Source organism: Adhaeribacter aerolatus, from assembly GCF_007991635.1.
In the GTDB taxonomy this organism is placed as follows: Bacteria; Bacteroidota; Bacteroidia; order Cytophagales; family Hymenobacteraceae; genus Adhaeribacter; species Adhaeribacter aerolatus.
Window position 1 is genome coordinate 24,643 of sequence record NZ_BJYS01000022.1, and the last position, 18,973, is coordinate 43,615.

Annotated in this window: 14 protein-coding genes and 2 tRNA genes; 6 read left to right on the top strand and 10 right to left on the bottom strand. The window is 42.1% G+C overall.

Translation table 11 applies throughout. The features are described 5' to 3' along the window. Positions 1–595: 595 nt before the first annotated feature. The 4 genes from AAE02nite_RS14860 to AAE02nite_RS14875 form a co-directional block, all read right to left on the bottom strand. Positions 596–1,846 carry an FG-GAP-like repeat-containing protein gene (locus tag AAE02nite_RS14860; protein ID WP_146898918.1) on the bottom strand — a complete coding sequence of 417 codons (1,251 nt, stop codon included), beginning with the start codon at positions 1,844–1,846 and terminating at the stop codon, positions 596–598. Positions 1,847–2,072: 226 nt separating this feature from the next. Then, on the bottom strand, positions 2,073–2,828 hold the full coding sequence (locus AAE02nite_RS14865) for a DUF6503 family protein (protein WP_246151066.1): 756 nt from the start codon (positions 2,826–2,828) through the stop codon (positions 2,073–2,075). Positions 2,829–3,086: 258 nt separating this feature from the next. Continuing rightward, positions 3,087–3,311, bottom strand: a complete 225-nt coding sequence (locus AAE02nite_RS14870) for a hypothetical protein (protein WP_146898922.1) — start codon at positions 3,309–3,311, stop codon at positions 3,087–3,089. A 612-nt stretch (positions 3,312–3,923) separates the two neighbouring features. After that, the gene (locus AAE02nite_RS14875) at positions 3,924–4,379 is read right to left on the bottom strand and encodes a DUF1801 domain-containing protein (protein WP_146898925.1); all 456 of its coding nucleotides are present in this window, start codon (positions 4,377–4,379) and stop codon (positions 3,924–3,926) included. A 694-nt stretch (positions 4,380–5,073) separates the two neighbouring features. Between AAE02nite_RS14875 and AAE02nite_RS14880 the strand changes: the two genes are divergently transcribed. Together AAE02nite_RS14880 and AAE02nite_RS14885 are read left to right on the top strand one after the other, a co-directional pair. Further along, entirely contained in the window at positions 5,074–5,496 is a 423-nt protein-coding gene (locus AAE02nite_RS14880; protein ID WP_146898929.1) for a nuclear transport factor 2 family protein, read from the top strand. Positions 5,497–5,985: 489 nt separating this feature from the next. After that, entirely contained in the window at positions 5,986–8,157 is a 2,172-nt protein-coding gene (locus AAE02nite_RS14885; RefSeq protein ID WP_146898933.1) for a polysaccharide lyase family 8 super-sandwich domain-containing protein, read from the top strand. A 146-nt stretch (positions 8,158–8,303) separates the two neighbouring features. On the opposite strand, the gene AAE02nite_RS14890 is transcribed toward AAE02nite_RS14885, so the two are convergent. Beyond that, a complete protein-coding gene (locus tag AAE02nite_RS14890; protein WP_146898937.1) occupies positions 8,304–8,507 on the bottom strand; it encodes a cyclic nucleotide-binding domain-containing protein in 204 nt (67 codons plus the stop codon). Between the two features lie 735 nt (positions 8,508–9,242). Here AAE02nite_RS14890 and AAE02nite_RS14895 point away from each other — a divergent pair. Further along, entirely contained in the window at positions 9,243–10,424 is a 1,182-nt protein-coding gene (locus AAE02nite_RS14895) for a parallel beta-helix domain-containing protein (RefSeq protein ID WP_146898941.1), read from the top strand. Between the two features lie 223 nt (positions 10,425–10,647). Here the strand turns inward: AAE02nite_RS14895 and AAE02nite_RS14900 are convergent, their stop codons facing one another. Next, the gene (locus AAE02nite_RS14900) at positions 10,648–10,884 is read right to left on the bottom strand and encodes a hypothetical protein (protein WP_146898946.1); all 237 of its coding nucleotides are present in this window, start codon (positions 10,882–10,884) and stop codon (positions 10,648–10,650) included. A 289-nt stretch (positions 10,885–11,173) separates the two neighbouring features. Here AAE02nite_RS14900 and AAE02nite_RS14905 point away from each other — a divergent pair, with 289 nt between their 5' ends. Further along, entirely contained in the window at positions 11,174–11,980 is an 807-nt protein-coding gene (locus AAE02nite_RS14905; RefSeq protein WP_146898949.1) for a hypothetical protein, read from the top strand. Positions 11,981–12,204: 224 nt separating this feature from the next. On the opposite strand, the gene AAE02nite_RS14910 is transcribed toward AAE02nite_RS14905, so the two are convergent. Next, a complete protein-coding gene (locus tag AAE02nite_RS14910; protein ID WP_146898952.1) occupies positions 12,205–12,948 on the bottom strand; it encodes a DUF4468 domain-containing protein in 744 nt (247 codons plus the stop codon). A 668-nt stretch (positions 12,949–13,616) separates the two neighbouring features. Between AAE02nite_RS14910 and AAE02nite_RS14915 the strand changes: the two genes are divergently transcribed. Continuing rightward, positions 13,617–14,570 (top strand): hypothetical protein, encoded by a 954-nt coding sequence (locus AAE02nite_RS14915; protein WP_146898955.1) that lies wholly within the window; start codon positions 13,617–13,619, stop codon positions 14,568–14,570. 139 nt (positions 14,571–14,709) lie between these two features. Here the strand turns inward: AAE02nite_RS14915 and AAE02nite_RS14920 are convergent. The 3 genes from AAE02nite_RS14920 to mutS form a co-directional block, all read right to left on the bottom strand. Next, positions 14,710–14,793 (bottom strand) — tRNA-Leu (locus AAE02nite_RS14920). 70 nt (positions 14,794–14,863) lie between these two features. Next, positions 14,864–14,939, bottom strand: a tRNA-Gly gene (locus AAE02nite_RS14925). A 382-nt stretch (positions 14,940–15,321) separates the two neighbouring features. Further along, positions 15,322–17,904, bottom strand: coding sequence for a DNA mismatch repair protein MutS (gene mutS / locus AAE02nite_RS14930; RefSeq protein WP_146899168.1), 2,583 nt, complete (start codon positions 17,902–17,904; stop codon positions 15,322–15,324). 209 nt (positions 17,905–18,113) lie between these two features. Here mutS and AAE02nite_RS14935 point away from each other — a divergent pair, with 209 nt between their 5' ends. After that, positions 18,114–18,647, top strand: coding sequence for an RNA methyltransferase (locus AAE02nite_RS14935; RefSeq protein ID WP_146898958.1), 534 nt, complete (start codon positions 18,114–18,116; stop codon positions 18,645–18,647). The last annotated feature ends 326 nt before the right edge of the window (positions 18,648–18,973 follow it).

Consider the following 18,973-nt stretch of genomic DNA (forward strand, 5'->3'; position numbering starts at 1 on the left):
TTAAAATAAAAAAACAGGCAACTTTTAAACATTGTTTTTAAACTTAATTTAAAGAGCATTACACCCTAAATATTAATCTTTTAATAATGTTCTTAAAAATATCAAAATGAATTGAGTATAATTTTATTAAGTTAATCTTTGGATGAGCTTGTAAAAGGAGATTTGTAAATAAAGAGAAAGCTTTACTATTTACTTACGCTATTTAACCATGCTGGCTGATTAATTTTAAAACGGGCTATTTTAACCCAATACAGAAGTAATTATAGCGATGCTATAATAACTAAAAGGCTTGAAATTTGAGTGAATAGGCAAGTGAGGAGCTACTGTATTGCCAGGATTAGTCTACACCCTTGTTAAGCGTAATATCCATCAGCCAATCTCTTCACTACTTTCAAAATTATTCGCCCGCTTAAGAATAGAGTAATTTAAAAGAATAGGTAAACGGGCTGGTTTTAGGAACCAGATCCTGACGCGATAGGCAGCGGGCAAGGCTCAAACATTACTGGCCAAGTTAAATCTGCCGGAACCTTCATTTTATATAAGGCCAGATGCATGGAAATAAATTTCAGGGAAGATTAAGCTATTAGTACCAGTATTATTTTTTGGCTTGGGTAAAAACAAAAATCCCTTTTTTATTCGCTACAATAATATCGGTTAACTTATCGTGGTTCATGTCTTGGGTAACTACGTGCACCCCTACGCCGGAATTATCGTCGATCAGGTGCGGCTCCCAGGTGGGGATTTTGCCGGGTTTTAACGCATACCAATATAGCACCGGCGGCTCGTATTCGCCGGGGTCTTTGCCCATGTGGGCGAAATAGCGCTTGCCGGTTAAAAGGTCGGGGTGTCCATCCTGATTTATATCCAACAAAGCTAAACTGTGGGTTTGGGTAAATTTATCCGATATCAGGTGCCGGGTCCATTGGGAGATGCCCTGCTCGTTTTGGGTTTGCTCGTACCACCAGATACCGACGTTATGGGCCGAAGAAGAAACCACGTCCTGATCGCCATCCTGGTCGAAATCGTAGACGTACATCTGCGCGCAGGCTTCGCCTAAATTGGCCGGGTGAAATGTCCAGTCTGGCTGCGTGCGATCAACGGGTGCTTCCCACCAGCCTTCTTTTATAATCACATCGGGGCGGCCATCTTTATTCATGTCGCCTAGGCCTAAGCCGTGCGAAAAGGGTTCAGAACCGGGGCTTTTCTCTTTACTGATGGGATATTTTTGCCAGGTTAAATCGTTTTTAGAAACGGGTGCCTTAAACCAGGTCATCTGGCCGTTGGTGGAATTGCCTCCGAGTAAATCCATTTTGCCGTCGCCGTCTACATCGTAAAAACCGGCCGATTCGTTACCCACTGCATCATGGATTTTATGTACCGGCCAGTGCCCACCTTTTTTTTGGGGGTTCTCAAACCAAAGGGCTTCTTTTCCCGGAAAACCAATCCGTACAAAATCTACCCAGCCATCAAAGTTTACATCCATGGCGTGGCTTACAAAAGCATTGCTGTAGCCTTTATCGTAAAAGAACTTTTCGGGTTGGGCAATTTCGTGCTTCTGCCAGTCAGGGGCCTCAAACCAGTAAGCCCCGGCCAGTACATCCATTTTTCCATCGCGGTTTACATCGCCTACCGCTACGCCTTCGGCAATAAATTCTTCGTGCAATACTTGCTTTGTAAAAGATATTTCGGCAGCCGGTATGGCTTTCCCACCTTGTTTCGGGGTAGAACTGCCGGAGGAAGCGCAACTACCCGTCAATAGCAAAAGCCCAAAGCCAAAAGCAATAACTTTAAGCCTGGTATATTTTAGGTAAGATAGCGGGTTACCGGATACTGATTTATATTCCATAGCGATGAGGCGGTTTATTTATTAGCGGTTAAGAAAACCAAAGTATGCCAATGATAAATACCTTTTCAATGTTAGCTTTTTTCCTAAACATGTAAAACTAAAAACCCGGTAAAACTATTAATACCAGATAGTACCAAAGACCTGCTGTAGCAGAAGTTCTAAAGCCTTCCAGCCACAGTTATTCCGAAAGAATGTTCTGTTGGGAAGGTTTTACCGGCAATCAGTTTTAGTTATTAACCTGAATATTTTCGAGTTCTATGCGCGATAATTCTTTTAACTGCCCAGCCTCGAAGAGTTTGTCTAAATCGGTAAGCGGTACCTGTTTATTGGGGGGCTCGAAATTGATGTATTGCTGAAAACGAATGCCGCCTATCACCTGCGGATTATACGCCTGCCGAAAACGCAAGCCCCCGCCTTCGGTTTGGTAGCTGTAAGCAAAATAATCTACCACAAATGTTTTCTGGTGAATGTAATAAATAAATTCATCTTCGTGATCAACGCCGCCGCCTTCCGGGGCAAACGTAATTTTTACTTTATGGTAAGGCTGGCCCCGCAACGTAACTTCTCCCAAATACGCTTTTTGTACGGCTGGGTCGTTCAGGCCAAACGGCAGCAAAGCAAAGTAAATAACCGAATTTACCGAATTGGTAAAGGCTTGTTTTCTTTCTTCGGGCAGGTTTACCGGTTGTCCGTTCACTTCCCGTTTAAAACCATCGTTGTTTAAAAAATCTTTTACGCGGCCCGTAGAATCGGTAAAAGCGCGGGTGTAGGTAAACAGGCCATTATTACGGGTTGCGGTATAATGCCGATCGCGAAAGTCGAAAGCCAGGTTCAGATGCTCGTAATTTTTACCGCCGTGGGCCCTAATGGCTTTATCTACCACTTCCTGTGCTTGGGAGTCGGAAGCCAGGCTATTGGTTTTATCAGGCGAACAGCCCAGGGAAAAAAAGAGGAACAGAGAGCAAAATAACAGGTAGCGCATTTCCGGAATATTTAGCTCCTAAAGATAGGCAAAAATATCAGGCTATTCCTTTGGCTTCTATATTTCCCTTTGGTTTCGGGTATAATATCATCCACAGCAGCTAATTGCTACAAGTAACCAAATCTGTGGTAAGAGAACTCCAATAATAGAAGGCGAAATTAAGGAAACGGTTATATCCAAAACTTTATAGCAGATTAGCTGAAATAACCACCTACCGCGGACGAAAATAAAATAGGAATAAATAGCAACCGGCAAAAGCTATACCGGAACCGGAATAGATTGAAGATCTTCTTTAATAAAAACCCGAACAGTGCTTAAATCTATTTCCCCGTTCTGCTTAACCGGATAACAGGTAAACTTCTCGAACTGCTTAGCATTGTCGAAATCAACATTGCCGGCAACATCAAAAACAAAATACTCGTCGCTGTTTTTCAGCATTATCGGGCAGTATGTATTAAAATCTACCCATCCTAACTTTAACATGTAATTTAAAAAACGTGTTCTTATAACTTTAACATCGGTTGCCGGACTGCATTTACCGCTTTTCCACACCGGGAAAGCGTTCTTTTTAGCTTTTACTTTTGGTTAACAGCGTCTATTTACTGGGTAGCGCCTAAAAAGATTTTGCCAGATAACAGTCTCCGCTCTGGTACTGGATTATACTGAAATAAGCACTAGATGTTATGGTAATAAAAAAGCAAAATGTTGGCTGAAACCAACTTAATAATAATGGGGGACGTTCAAGTGTTTGAAACCTAGCAGCGAGGCAAAAAAAAGTTAGTTTGCTGTAAATCAGCTAAAACTCCCCAAGGGCAGATTTCGAAATACATAAAAGGACCCGCTCTTACTAAACTACCTGAAGATATTTAATACGGATATGGCGTGTAAACGCGCTTCCTTTAAAGGCGTCATTTTGCGCTCGTCGAAATAGCTGAATCTACGTTTTATAACGGTAATATTAAACCCAGGATGACCAAGCTATAGTACGCTTAAGCCCCTGGCCGGTTTTATAAGGGTATAAGGAGGGCTAAAAAGAACCCTAATTCCTAATAGTGCAGCAACCCGTTTCCTCTTTACTTCAGGAGGGAAATTGAATTATTTTTTAAGCTGGCTTTCGTATAGTGCAATCCATTGTTGCGGGCTTAACTTCGATGCTAATTGCCCGATTAATACGTACGGTATACCAGCCATCTTCTTAAACCGGATACAGCTTTTACCCATGTCCGGTTTGGTTTTAACATGTTTGGGATATTCCTGCGTAAACCAGGCTAACAAATCCGGCGCGGCATACAATCCCATGTGGTACAAGGCTACAAAATTTTTCTGAGAAGCAATATTGATGAAAGGCAAAGGTTCTTCCGGGTTACAGTGGTAGCCCGGCGCATAAAGTGTATGTGGCACCACGTAGCCAATCATGCCATAATTCATTACCTCAGCGAAGCCGGCCGGCAGGTTCTCCAGCAATATTTCCCGGAGTTGGCTCATGGCGTGCTTTCGGTCAGCGGGTAGGGTATCTAAATAGGCTTGCGGGGTAATTGCTGCTGAGCGCATGGGTTAAGTTTTGGTTTTAGCCGGAATTATCTGGTTTATGGTTGGTAAATCTAACCAATGTCTGCCTGGGCTTTATAATATTACTTAAAATTTAAGCTGTCGCGCCTCTCTTTTGTCCTCGCCACTCTAGACTTTGGCTAAGCGTCAGGTGATAAATATTGTCCCCGACGTAATCCAGCGGCATTATTTTAGCTTAAGACTTCCCTTATCCTTACCCAAGGAGATTTACCAACCAGGAAGCTTTGCATAAATAAATATAAACTGCTTACACCCACGCCAGACAGCCCTGAGATTTATTTTACTTAACTGCTCATAAATTTATCTAATTAAATTTGGATAAAATGCTATAAAAATTAACTTTAAAAATAATTATCAGGGCTATTCCAAAAAGCTGTAATTTATCGTTAATCTTCCCGCTTACCTAAAACCAACCAAATAAGTCTGGCAACAGGCTTTTATAGCGTATATTAACTATTCGGGGTGGCTGTTTTTTAGAATCAAATTGGCATTCTACACCTGTCGAGCCCGCATTGCTTAGTTTTCTTAAAATATTGAAGGAGTATTAGGCCTTTGCTTTTAAAAGCTGAAAGCAGTTATTCCTGATTCATCGGTATTTCTATTTGTTTCTGTTGCCTATGTGGTTGCGGCAACAGCTAATTAAGTTGCAACCGCTTACCTTTTAAACGCCATTATTATGAATGAACAGGAAAATGTAAAAGTAGTACAGGAAGGATACCGCCTTTTTTTATCCGGCGACATTGAAAATTTAATGCCACATTATACCGAAGACGTTGAGTACATTGTGCCCGGCCCCTCCGGTTTGAGTCCGATTGCGGGGCGCTATGTAGGAAAGGAAGCCGTTAAACAGTTCTACAGTAAAGTAGGTGCTAACTTTGAGTTTAGCGCGTTTCAGCCCCAGGAAATGATTCCGCAAGGCGACAAAGTAGTTGTGCTGGGCCATTATGAAGCTAAAGCAAAGGCTACCGGGCAACTATTGGCTATTGACTGGATACATTTATTTCAACTACGGGATGGTAAAGTAAACCGGTTTCAGATTTACGAAGATACCGCCACTGTGGTAGCGGCTTTAAGCAAAGCCAATGTTGAGGCAGTATAGTTGAGAACCAGAAACCATAACCAGACCAACCGAACCTGCTACTAAGGCAAATATTTACTTAACACCAGGCGGGTACAGCAATTACGCCCTGGCGGTATATGCCTTACAAAATGTTGTAATAAAAATGCAGCAGCGGTACCTGAGTAAACCTGTTAAAACAAACTGGTACACAAAAAGCCAAAGGCGTCCAGATCTTCCGCTGACAACCCCAACAGGAAATGCAAGAACTTGCACTTAATGTTAAATTGATTTAAGGTTATAAACTTCTAAACTTCTAAAAAGCCGTTCTTCTTACAAATGAGCGGCTTTTTTATTTTTAAAGATGTATTGCCTAAAAATGAGGTTATACAAAACTTATTGCCGGACAAGCCAGAATTTATCAACCGTCCCGGTGTGTTATTTAATATTTTCAGTATCTTACTGCATTTCAGGGCTATCAACTCCATCAAGATTTTTACTTCTTTAATTACAACATCATCTGATAAACCTATGAGTTCCACCATTAAATTAGTATTCTGCCTCCTCATCGCAGGCTTCGTAACCCTGTCCTTCAAGGCCCGACCTACGGATTTCGAAATCATCAAAGGAAAAGTAGTAGCGGAATTAATGGAAACCAAAATTGATGCCGGCAGGGTAACAGCTATATTAGACCGCATGAAACCGGATGGTAGCTTTAAAAATATTAACTATGCCGACCTGAGCCGAACAGCCGGTTTTCCGCATCGCTTTCACACATCTGATCTGCTCTATCTGGCAAAAGCCTATAAAAACAAAAAATCGAAATATTATAAAAGTAAACAATTAAAAGAGCGCATTATTGCCTCTTTAACCTATTGGGTAAACCACGATTTTGTGGGCGATAACTGGCACGATAGTCAGATAACGACCCCTACCAACCTGGGCGATTTTATGCTGGTAATCGGGGATGAATTACCGAAAGATTTAGTGGCGAAAGCGCAACCCATTATCCGCCGGGCCAACATGAATGCCTCGGGAGCCCGGCCCAGCGGCGACCGGATTGTAATTGCCGGCATTTTGGCTAAAAATATGCTTTTTGTGGGCGATAAGCCGGGTTTTGATGAGGTAATTAAAATAATTGCGGGCGAAATAAAATTTAATACCGGTAAGCGCGGCATGCAAAGCGATTACAGTTTTCACCACCGCGAAGACCGCGTAAATAACACCACGTCGTATGGCTACGGCAAATACGCGAATGAATTTGGCAATTGGTCGTATTACGTAGCGAACACCCAGTATGCTTTCGCTAAGGAAAAAATAAACCAACTCGTCGATTATTACCTCGATGGTATTTATAAGCAACTGGTATATGGTATTTACACCGATGTGAGTGTAAAAAACCGGAGTATTACGCAGGAAGAAGGGCCCTTTAAGCCGCACGGCGTAACCGAAATCGAAAGACTACTAATTAGTACCGACTACCGCCGCCCAGAATTGGAAGAAATAATGAAGCTACGGAAGGGCGAAGCCAAGCCTTCGCAGTCTTTCAGTAAATTCTTTTGGCAAACCGAACACTTTGTATTTCAGCGGCCCAACTTTTACACCACGGTACGCATGTTTTCTACCCGCAACCGTAACATGGAAGAGCCTTACAACGGCCCCGGCAAAACCACCCACCACCGCGCCGATGGCACCAATTATTTAATGCTGAAAGGCGACGAGTACCACAATATCTGGTCTGTATACGATTGGCAAAAAATATCCGGTACCACCATTCTGCAAAAACCCAGGCTGCACGGCCCCGAAAATATTCAACTGGATGGCCTCACCGATTTTGTAGGGGCCGTAACCGATGGCTTATACGGCGCCGTAGCCTTCGACTTTATCAGCCCGCACGACCAGGTAAAAGCTAAAAAAGCCTGGTTCTTTTTTGATGAGGAATACGTTTGTTTGGGCGCCGATATTAAATCGCAACCGAACCTGCCGGTAGCCACCACCATTAACCAGGCCCTGCTGCGCAGCGACATTACGGTTATGCAAAATAACCAGGTTAAAAAGCTGCCGCCGGGCAACCACGAGCTGCAAGATTTAAAGCTCGTGTACCACGATAAAGTTGGCTATATTTTACCCAATCCAGCAACGGTGCATCTCTCCAACCAAGCCGAACAAGGCCGCTGGTCCGATATTACCGACCAAAAAAATATTTCGAAAGAAGTAGTCCGTAAAGAGGTGTTTAAACTCTGGTTCGACCACGGTAAAAGCCCGGCCAATGCTTCTTATGCCTACATGGTAGTGCCGGCCGTAAGTGAACAGGCCTTTATTGCATCCAGCCAAAACAATCGCCAAGTCGAGATTATCGCCAACACCGCTGCTTTACAGGCGGTTAAAAACAATAAATCAGGAATAACCCAAATGGCGTTTTACCAGGCCGGCGAAGCTAAAATTTCGAAGGATTTAAAAATAAGCCTGGACAGCCAGGGGATGGCCATGCTTAAAATGCAGGGCAATAAAATACAGGAATTAACCCTCTCCGACCCTTCCCGGAAACTTAAAAGCGTATTGGTAACCTTGTCCGGCACCCATCAGGCCAAAGGCGATTTCTTTACCTCGTTGCCGCAAGCCGAACAAGGCAGCACCTCCATTTTAGTATATTTGCCCGATGGTGATTATGCCGGCAAGAGTGTAACGGTTAAGTTTGATTAAAAGCTAAATCGAATTTTTAAGCGGGTACGCAAAGGTTCCTTACCTGTACTAACCTTTGCTGGTATTTACCGAAACAGAGTTCCTCCAGTTTCATCTAAAGTTTTAAGTCTCCTTCGGAAGACTCAAAACAGCTGGTGTAAAAACTTTCATAATCGGTGAAAAACATGTTTTCGAGCGAAATGCCGCAGTTTTTTTTCTTCACCGTCTTTACAGAAAAAATGGCGGATAGCGCCTTGGGTTAGAAAGCCAATAACACTACAAATTTCGCCTTCTTTCCATAGAAAGGCTTTTTTACGGAGTTTTACCGGCTTAAAGTAAACATCAATTAAAGCCAGATTCTTCGCGGGCATGTTAATGGCTTTTATACAAAATTGTTTCAGCCCCTCAGTCATGGCTATCATTATTAAAGATTAGAACTTACCGTAATATTACAGAAGCAGAATGCAAGAAATTAGGATTTAATAATAGAAAGTTATAGAAAAAGCGGTTTTAATGCAAATAAATTTAACTCTGAGAAAATAAACCTTATAGAATTGTTACACGCCACTATTCAGGGTGAATCTTCAAGCAATACCAAACAAAATTCTTAACTTTTAGTCCTTGTTGCTATTCTTTTATAAAAATAATTTTATATATTTAAGGAATAGTTTTATTTACTATTCTCCGCCTAAATTATTTAAATAAATATCTCTTGTTTCAATTGGTAATCGAACATTAACAATCAGAACTTTTAGTACCTGAACATGCTGATTACATAACCGGATAAAGGATAATTTTCCGGAATAAACCAGCTTTGTTTTAGTACCATAACGCAAGCTTAAAAAATTACCTATTTTGGCCCGACCGGATAGTAGTTCGCATTATCCGGTTGCCGTTTATCAGCTTTCTCTTAACTATTTAGGACTAAATTGTAAGCAATTATTTGCCCCCCGTAACGGCCATTTTAGCGGCTGGCGTTTTTACTTCTCCAATTTTTAGGGGCCAAACCCATCAGGCAAGCCGCTTCATAACCGTCAGACATTGCCGGTAGATGGCCTATAAATTCTGGAACCATTATTCATAATTTACCTTTAAAAAGTAAGCGTATGAAAAATTACTTAACTCCTTTAAGTAAAAAGCTTGCCAGAACCACTTTGGTAAGTACATTGTTTTTTTCTTACATTTTTTTATTTGTTTCCTGCGAAGAAGCGTTGCAACCCGCCCCGGACGCAGCACTTGCCAAAGCCCAAAGCCAGGCCGATATGAAAGGTGGGAAACCCGATATAATTGTTTCGGCGGGTGGTTCTATTCAGGCGGCTGTAAATGCGGCACAGCCCGGCGATATAATTATGATAAAACCCGGCGTGTACAAAGAAGCAATTTTAGTAGACAAAGCAAATATCACGCTGAGAGGCAGTGAAGGCGTTATTATTCAAAATCCGGGTGACGCCGACGACGGCATCCGGGTAACCGCAAATGGCGATGGTTTTAAACTATACCATGTTACTATTCGGGATTTTGAAGAAAATGGTGTATTCATGATTCGGGCCGACGACTATGTGTTTAGCCATGTTACCACTATTAACTGCGGCGAGTACGGCTTATTTCCTATTGCCTCTAACGGGGGGCTTATAGAACATTGCGTAGCTTCCGGCCACACCGATAGCGGCATTTACATTGGGCAGTGCCAGGATACCGAACTGTACCACAACAAGACTTACGAAAATGTTATTGGCCTCGAAATTGAAAATTGCTCGAAGGTAGTGGCCAGCTTTAACCAGAGTTACAACAATTCCGCGGGTTTGTTGGTGGTATTACTGCCCGGATTACGGGTAACCACTTCTACCGATATTTTGCTTTCTCATAACCAGGTTAATAACAACAACCACGTAAACTTTTCTGAACCCGGCGGCGGGTTCGAGAATTTTGTACCCACCGGCTCCGGTATTTTAATAGTCGGAACCGATAATACCAGGGTGGTGCAAAACCACGTAATGAACAATAATTTCCTGGGAATTGCGGTAGTAAGTACCCGATTATTGGGCGGATTGGCGGGTTTGCCGCCCGAAGCCTTTTCGCTGATAGAACCCAACCCCGACTATACCCAGGTTATTAAGAACGTGGTAAAAAATAATGGTTCCGCCCCGCCAACGTTGCCCATTCCGATACCCGGCGTAGATTTACTCTGGGACGGTTCCGGTACGCATAACTGCTGGCGCGATAATATTTATAATACCAGTTACCCGGCCAATTTACCCACCTGTGCTGTAAGTTTTGCAAAAAAATAAAAGATGAAAAAGCCGCACCTGGTAAGTGCGGCTTTTCTTCGTTGGTTAAGGAATCCTCATTCTAACCTCGTAATCAAAATAGAATTATCTTTATAGGTAAACAGCTGAAAAGCTAAGAGCAAGTCCTGATTGGTGCGCGTTTATAAAACGTAATCCACCATGCTCACCTGCGTCTCTGCCACAACTGGTATTTCGTGTTTTGCTACTCTTTTTGCCGGCTGTTTTAAAATGCCACCACATCCAATAACACCAGTTTTCCGGCGGATGCTATCCTTTTTCTTTCTGGCAGTACTGCAAACTTTCCACCACTAGTTATCAGGCGGTCGTAATCTTTCCAAGTAAACACATCCACCCACGCCACCACCGCAAACCCAATTAAATAAATGCCTTTCTGGGTTCTGATTTTGTCGGCCCGTTGCCTGTAGTAGCTTTTGCTGGTACAAACCCGAAATGCGTTCATTTAAAGCTTTAAATTTCCCTCCGGAAAGCCTTCGAAAACCCAGGCAATCCACCAGAAGAATTTTTACAACAGTATAAAGTAAAAATATATGTTGTAAATATTCAATAATTTATCTACATTCATCTAATATTCCGCTTCCCTTGTTTCACTCTCCCGGCTTTATTCGACTATCATAGTTATTGCCACTAGCTTTTCTTTTTAAGTAATCCCTTTTCGCCTGGCAATGGCTTCCCCGCGCAAGAATTATTTATTAATCCATCTGCTTTCAAACCCTTTTATCCCAATAATTATGAAAACAAAAATCCTGTTAAGCTTATTAATAATGGCTTTGCATTTGCCGCTCCTGGCGCAAACAAAAGCCACCAATCTCTCAGGTTCCATAGCCGGTACCTGGAAAATGACCTCTCAAACGGCTAAGGATCCCAAAGGCCAATCTTTTACCACTGATTTAACTAAAAATACCCAATATAAAATTATTACCCCTACTCATTGGATGTATGTAGGTTATAACAGCGATTCGCTGAAAGGCGGCGGAGATGGCGGTGTTTATACCTTAAAAGGAAATAAATATATTGAAACCCTGGATGGGGCTAAAACTGATTTTACTGTAAAAGTAGCCGGCGATAAATATTACCAGGATGGTTTCATCATCTATCCGGATGGGGAAAAACTGGAACTGCATGAAATATACCAGCGCGTACCAGAACCCAAAGGTAAAAATGCAGATATAGCAGGAACCTGGAACTTTGTGTCGGGAAATGATTTAAGTAACGGAAAAAAAACACCTGAAAAGGATATGCAGGAACTGATGATTATCACCCCGCAGCATTTAATGTGGGTGCACAAAACAATTGCCGGCAAGTTTAAAGAAGCATTAGTAGCCTCTTATACCAGAGAAGGTAATACAATTACTCCCAATGGCATTATAGCTTCCTGGCCCTTGGGCAAAGAAAAAGTAAAAGTAACCGCGACGGTAAAAGGGGATCAAATGTTCTCCCATGTGACGGTAACCATGCCCGATGGCAAAAAAGAAGAATTTGAAGCAATCCATCAAAACGTAAGTAAACCAAAACTGGCCAAAACAGCTTCTAAATAAAATATATACCACAAAGGCGCGGAAGTCTCTTTCGCGCTTTAAGGGCTTAACCGAAAATATTAGGAGGAATAGTATTTATTATAGATTATTTGAAAGGCACTGAAGTAACTTTTGCGCCATAATGGGACGTCATCCTGCGGAAGACTATAAACAGCAGAGGGAAATATCTTTGGAGCTTACTTTAGCCGTTTTCCAGATACATAGTGTTATATTACTAAAATATTTTACCAGTCAGATTTACCTGATACTGGTTTAGCCATATCTTTATTAAGACTTAAGGTTAAGTCTTCAATAGTTCTTATTAATTGGTTTGAGATACTTCTTTTAGAGCTTGACCCAGCTAATTTGCTTGATAGCAAACTTTCAAATGGCACATCATTTGACCCAATATTATTATCTTGTAATGCTGGTTCTTGGTATAGTATATTTGTGAAAGAATATTTATATTTATTATCTTTGACATAAATTTTTATAGTAAAACCAAAAGTATGAATTGTGGGAACTAATGCTTCAAAGTTTGTTCTTACTTCATAAAAACCTTTCCCTATAATAACACCCTCTTCTTTATCTTCCATCTGGATAATAGCATTGGCAGAATTAAAATTGGTTACTATCCATTGTTTAGCTCGGATATGTAATTCAGGTTTAAATGCACCCGCAATCTCAACTACTTCTGTAAAATCAACCTTTCTGGTTTCTTGGTCAATAGGTAAGGAGTAAGATTCTTTTAAATGAGCAGCCCTCATAAACCCAATTTGTCCTTTATAATCAACCTTATAAATATCTCCAGAAACTTTTTCTAATAAGGTCACAGATTCTCCATTTTTTAACTCGGCAAGGGTTTCATTAGGTATATTACTACTTTTGTGCAACATACTATTGAGGGTCTTAACCTCATATGTGATTTTTTGAGCCTGTATGGAAAAGCCAACTATAAGTAATATTAACATTAAATATATTTTTTTCATGGGCGTTATTTTATGTAATACTGCCTTTTAGATTTGGATATGAACGTATTTAATTATAAATAAATTAAGTGGAGAAACCAATTTTAAAACATAATATTATTTTAATATTCAATCACAAAACTTTGGTGATAAAATAAATCCCGTTCTGGTCTCTGATTTGGCAACCGCCTTGCACGTAGTAATCTTTGCTGGTATTTACCAGAACAGCGTTCCTCCGGTTTCATTAAAAGTTTGCAGTCATCCTGCGGAAGACTTCAAACAGCGGGGTCTTTGGCTCTAAGCTAAAAGAAGGACTTAAAGAGATAAAGAAAATAAAGATAAAAGGGCGGATGTCGGATAAAACTAAAATGGCTTTTATCTGCCTTGAACACATAAGGTAAGAGGAAAAATACTCCCTTCAAGCAAAGGGTTAATATTAGTAATTACAACAATCAAGGAGTTGGGATATGGATACCAATTAAGGTGTTCTTATTTCAACACTTTTTTTTGTTTTTAAAGGTGAATTTTTTAAATAATAACTAAATTGTTTAGGGCATAAAACAAGCCTTTGGTGGCTTACTATTATTAAGTTTAGGGTGATAAAAGTTTGAATTTCTATAATAATTATAGATAAATACTTCCTCCAGTACTAATTAATGTAACATATAATTTTAACAATAGCCATACATATGGAACAAGAAAATATTTCTTTTACAACATCATTAAATGTTGATGATTGGGATAATAATTTAGGAGGTTGGAGATGTCCGTCATTGAAGATTCCAGGTGCAGAGATAGACGCAATCTTTTCAGGTGGACAAAAGATAGATGATGGTAAGTATCAGATATTAAAAAAGCATCATATAATTAGATGGGCTGATAATACCCCACCTGCTAAAGTTCTTGCTTCCATTACTTTGACTAAAGAACTTACCACAAAAGAACTATCTTCTAAATGGAAAAAGCTAGCAATTGTTCTTCCTTTCCTTGCTACAGTATTAACAGCAATCATTTCAAACTATTCTCCAAAAGGTTTATTAAAAAACACACAAACAGTAGATACGAATGAAAATACCGCCCGAAAGCCAATCACTACTAGTATAGATACTTTTAGAATTATGTTTCCTCGAGGATTACGAGCAGTTGTGTCATCTACTAATTTGTCTCAAGATAGTGTTGTAAAAGATAATCCATCGAAATATTTACGAAATAAAGGAATTGCGCTTGGTAGGGTTGATGAAGGATTAAAGAAAGCATATGCAGGACTTGTACAAAAAAGCCCTGAAGAAATAAAATTTGTTCCTTGGATTGTTGATGGTAAACCAATAAAGATAGGTTATTCATATGCAATTCAAAATGCAGGACCAATTTCAACTGCTCAGTATAATGAAGTTCAATTATTCCAAGGAGACTACTATTTTACAATTTATATTCATAAAACATCTGATGGAGAACCTCAAGGCCCTATTATTGAACCAACAAAAAGTGGAATAAATTGGGATTTTGTGAAAAGCGGAATATCCCAAGCCTTAGAAGAACTTTACTTAAGAAAAAAATACGTAGAATTTGGTGATTTAGGTGTTTTTCAAGAACCTGGAGGCGAATGGGAATATCGCTTAGAATACACCGTTCGTACCAGGTAAAATAAAGGATGACTAACACTAGCTTATAAGAAAAAACGGTTTAGCTATACCATATTCACAGATATATGATTATGACACAAAATTTGACACCTAAAAAAGCAAAAACCCGTGCAAATCAGGGATTTACAAGGGTTTTAAGTACCAGGGGCGGGACTTGAACCCGCACTTCCTAATGGAAACAAGATTTTAAGTCTTGCGTGTCTACCAGTTTCACCACCCCGGCATGAAGGCTGGCGCCTTCAGTATTTTAGATAAAGAAAAGACGTTGCGGGTGCAACGTCTTTTCTCGTTAGTGGAGCGAAAGACGGGGTTCGAACCCGCGACCTCGACCTTGGCAAGGTCGCGCTCTACCAACTGAGCTACTTTCGCGTTTTGTTATCGCCACACCGTGTTACTGTGTTTTGATGATGCAAATGTACGCAACTTCTGTTTATTGTCAAGTACTAGCAGCAAAAAATTTTTATCTTTTTCTTTTCTTCCTGAGTTTCAAGGAAATATTTTTTATCCTTCCCTCCTAGTAAACCGAGTTCTATGCCCACGCTTTTGGATAAACTGCAGCTACGTAATACTTCCTTGAAAACAGTTTATATTATACGTCCAAGGTGCCCACGCCTGTCCTCCAGGAGGGACCTATTTAGCAGGTAGCCAAAAAGTTTCTTCCTGAATGACACCAATGGGTTAATAAGAACTCTTTTTATTAATCTTTGGTATTAAATAACTTATAGCCATTAACTGGGCCATCACCGTACCGCTATTTCTTCGCTTCGTTGGCCAGCATTTTTAGCTCGTTTAGCTTCAGCAAAGCTTCTACGGGCGTAATGGTGTTTATATCTAGTTTATCGAACAAGTCCCGGATTTTCATCATCAGTGGGTCGTTCAGCTCAAACATGTTGAGTTGAAACTTTTGCTTGGGCACCTGCTGCAACGATCTTTTATCGCCTTCCCGAATTTTGTCCTGCTCCAGGTGGTGCATAATTTCGTTCGCCCGGATTACCACGTTGTTGGGCATACCCGCCAATTGCGCCACGTGTATCCCGAAGCTGTGTTCGCTGCCGCCCGGCACCAGCTTGCGCATAAACAATATTTTGTCGCCGGCTTCCTTTACCGATACGTTAAAGTTACGCACGCGCGGCAAATCGTCGGCCAGTTGGTTGAGCTCGTGGTAGTGGGTAGCAAACAAAGTTTTAGCCCGCGCTTTGGGGTGGTTGTGCAAATGCTCCACAATGGCCCAGGCAATAGAAATACCATCGTAAGTACTCGTACCCCGGCCAATTTCATCCATCAGCACCAAACTCCTATCCGATAAATTATTCAGGATGCTGGCCGTTTCGGTCATTTCCACCATAAACGTACTTTCGCCACGCGCTAAATTATCCGAAGCCCCTACCCGGGTAAATATTTTATCGATAATCCCAATTTCGGCGGCTTCGGCGGGTACAAACGAACCAATCTGGGCCATGAGCACAATCAGAGCGGTTTGGCGCAATAAGGCACTTTTACCGGCCATGTTCGGACCGGTTATCACCATTAGTTGCTGCTCGTCGGTATCCAGGAAAATATCGTTCGGAATGTAGCTCTCACCCAGGGGCAGTTGGCGCTCGATAACCGGGTGCCGGCCTTTTTTAATATTCAGCGCCTTGCTGTCGTTTACCGCCGGTTTAACGTAGTTAAACTGGGTAGCCGTAGTCGCAAAAGAGGCTAAACAGTCAATCATGCCCAACACCTTGGCGTTCTGCTGTATCTGCACCACGTAATCACCCACCGACAGCACCAGCTCATTAAATAATTGCTGCTCGATGGTGTAGATGCGGTCTTCGGCGTTTAATATTTTTTCTTCGTAGGTTTTGAGTTCTTCGGTAATGTAGCGCTCGGCGTTTACCAGGGTTTGCTTCCGAATCCAGGTGGTGGGTACTTTATCTTTATGGGCGTGGGTTACCTCCAGGTAATAGCCAAACACTTTGTTATAGGCAATTTTCAGCGAGGAAATACCCGTGTTTTTAGCTTCGCGCTGCTGTAGTTGCAACAAATAATCCTTACCCGAAAAAGCAATTTTCCGCAGCTCGTCCAGTTCCGCGTGAATACCCGGATTAATAATATTACCCAGGTTGGTAAGCATGGGCGCATCGGGCTTTACCTTGGTTTTTATTTCTTCCCGGATGCTTTCGCAGGAGGTTAGCTGGTCCGATAACTTTTGCAAGGCCGGAATATTACTGTAAGCCATTAGCTCTTTAATAGGCAGCATGGCTTCCAGGGCCCGGCTCAGTTGCAGCAACTCGCGGGGGTTAATCCGTTTTACCGCTACTTTCGAAATCAGCCTTTCCAGGTCATTTATTTGCTTCAGGTAGTGCACAATGTCCTGTAGCAATTCCGAGTTTTGGATTAAAGCTTCTACCGTGTTCAGGCGACGCTGAATCTGGCTAACTTCCTTTAGGGGCAGCAGCACCCATTTTTTAAGCAAGCGGGCGCCCATCGGGGTTACCGTCTGATCCAGAATATTAATGAGCGGCACCCCTTCGGCGTGCTGCGGAAATACCAGTTCCAGGTTGCGCACCGTAAATTTATCGAGCCACACGTAGCGGTCTTCTTCCAGCCGCGAAATTGTTTTAATATGGCTTATCTCGTGGTGCTGGGTTTCGGCGAGGTAGTGCAAAATGCAGCCGGCGGCAATAATGGCCTCTTGCATGCCTTCAATGCCAAAGCCTTTGAGCGAGGTAGTACCAAACTGCCGGGTTAGCGATTCGTAGGCAAAGTCGTAGCCGAATACCCATTCGTCAAGGGCATAATGACAATAATCCTGGCCAAACGAAAGCTGAAATTCTTCCTTTTTGCGCTTACAGAACAGCACCTCCGCCGGGTTAAAATTCTGGAGTAGTTTCCGGATATATTCCTGGTCGCCTTGGGCCGTAATAAACTCGCCGGTCGAAATATCCAGGAAAGAGATGCCGGTTTGTTCTTTGCCCAGGTGCAGGGCCGCCAGGTAATTATTGCTTTTCTTTTCGAGTACCTGGTCGTTAAAAGACACGCCCGGCGTTACCAGTTCAGTTACCCCCCTCTTTACAATTCCCTTCACCATTTTGGGGTCTTCGAGCTGGTCGCAGATGGCTACGCGCAGGCCGGCCCGCACGAGTTTGGGCAAATACGTATCGAGGGAGTGGTGCGGGAAACCCGCCAGGGCTACTTCGGAAGCGGTACCGTTGCCCCGTTTCGTCAAAACAATATCTAATATTTTGGCTGCTTTCACGGCATCTTCGCCGAAGGTTTCGTAAAAGTCACCGACCCGGAAAAGCAGCAAAGCGCCGGGATGTTTGGTTTTAATGGCGTTGTACTGCTTCATGAGCGGCGTCACACTTACCTCGGTGGCGTTGCCGGTTTTTACCGCTTTGCCTTTCTTGCTGGTTGGCAAATCCAGTATATCCTGTTCTTCTCTGGTTATTTCCACTAATCGTCCCTTTTCCAAAATAATAAAGGCAAGATACAGCCAATCTGTATAATTTTGCAGCCCCTTACCGTATTTTTTAGAGAACACGCTTAAACACAGGAACCATGCGCAAGCTTAAAATGGAAGAACTGAACCGGGTATCAGTGGAAGAATTTAAAGGATTACCCAAGCTACCGGTGGTGTTGGTGCTGGATAACGTGCGCAGTTTGCACAACGTAGGCTCGGCCTTCCGGACCGGCGATGCGTTCCGGGTGGAAAAAATATACCTCTGTGGCATAACCGGTACGCCGCCCAATAAAGAAATAAATAAAACGGCTCTGGGCGCCACCGAATCGGTGAACTGGGAGCACATAGCTGATACCGCTGAACTGGCGCTAAAACTAAAGGCTGATGGCTATACCTTAATTGCGTTGGAACAGGCCGAAAGCACTACCCTTTTACAGGACTTTATACCGGACCCAGAGGCTAAATACGCTTTTATTTTTGGGAATGAGGTATTTGGGGTAGCCGATGAGGTGATGTCCTTGGTAGATACGGTGGTAGAGATTCCGCAGTTCGGCACGAAGCATTCGTTGAATATTTCGGTAACGGTTGGGGTAGTGGTTTGGGATTATTTGTGTAAAACAGAGTTGAAGTAATGGCTTACTGTTGATACCAATTTGATTTTAATATGTATTTAATAAATGAAAAGTAATCGTCTTCCTTTTGAAAGATTCCATTTTTCAAGGCTGAGGTGCTAATTATATTTGTAAGTCTAAGAAGCCTCCCGGCCGGCGGGCCCGTTTGGCCACTCGGGCTGTCTAAGCTTGTTTTCCTCCTTCGTCGGAATGCTAAAGCACCACAACCTTTGAAGGCCCTTGCTGTCCAAACTGCTGTAGTTTGCTGCGTAGCTACTGCCGTTTGAATTACCAATTTTCACCTTGTTATGCGTAGAGTTAGCGCAGCGCTCTACGCATTTTATGGA

What these genes read in the sequence shown, in the direction of transcription:
- AAE02nite_RS14860 (WP_146898918.1), bottom strand. Translation starts at nt 1,846, where the DNA reads ATGGAATATAAATCAGTATCCGGTAACCCGCTATCTTACCTAAAATAT.
- AAE02nite_RS14865 (WP_246151066.1), bottom strand. Translation starts at nt 2,828, where the DNA reads ATGCGCTACCTGTTATTTTGCTCTCTGTTCCTCTTTTTTTCCCTGGGC.
- AAE02nite_RS14870 (WP_146898922.1), bottom strand. Translation starts at nt 3,311, where the DNA reads ATGTTAAAGTTAGGATGGGTAGATTTTAATACATACTGCCCGATAATG.
- AAE02nite_RS14875 (WP_146898925.1), bottom strand. Translation starts at nt 4,379, where the DNA reads ATGCGCTCAGCAGCAATTACCCCGCAAGCCTATTTAGATACCCTACCC.
- AAE02nite_RS14880 (WP_146898929.1), top strand. Translation starts at nt 5,074, where the DNA reads ATGAATGAACAGGAAAATGTAAAAGTAGTACAGGAAGGATACCGCCTT.
- AAE02nite_RS14885 (WP_146898933.1), top strand. Translation starts at nt 5,986, where the DNA reads ATGAGTTCCACCATTAAATTAGTATTCTGCCTCCTCATCGCAGGCTTC.
- AAE02nite_RS14890 (WP_146898937.1), bottom strand. Translation starts at nt 8,507, where the DNA reads ATGCCCGCGAAGAATCTGGCTTTAATTGATGTTTACTTTAAGCCGGTA.
- AAE02nite_RS14895 (WP_146898941.1), top strand. Translation starts at nt 9,243, where the DNA reads ATGAAAAATTACTTAACTCCTTTAAGTAAAAAGCTTGCCAGAACCACT.
- AAE02nite_RS14900 (WP_146898946.1), bottom strand. Translation starts at nt 10,884, where the DNA reads ATGAACGCATTTCGGGTTTGTACCAGCAAAAGCTACTACAGGCAACGG.
- AAE02nite_RS14905 (WP_146898949.1), top strand. Translation starts at nt 11,174, where the DNA reads ATGAAAACAAAAATCCTGTTAAGCTTATTAATAATGGCTTTGCATTTG.
- AAE02nite_RS14910 (WP_146898952.1), bottom strand. Translation starts at nt 12,948, where the DNA reads ATGAAAAAAATATATTTAATGTTAATATTACTTATAGTTGGCTTTTCC.
- AAE02nite_RS14915 (WP_146898955.1), top strand. Translation starts at nt 13,617, where the DNA reads ATGGAACAAGAAAATATTTCTTTTACAACATCATTAAATGTTGATGAT.
- mutS (WP_146899168.1), bottom strand. Translation starts at nt 17,904, where the DNA reads ATGAAGCAGTACAACGCCATTAAAACCAAACATCCCGGCGCTTTGCTG.
- AAE02nite_RS14935 (WP_146898958.1), top strand. Translation starts at nt 18,114, where the DNA reads ATGCGCAAGCTTAAAATGGAAGAACTGAACCGGGTATCAGTGGAAGAA.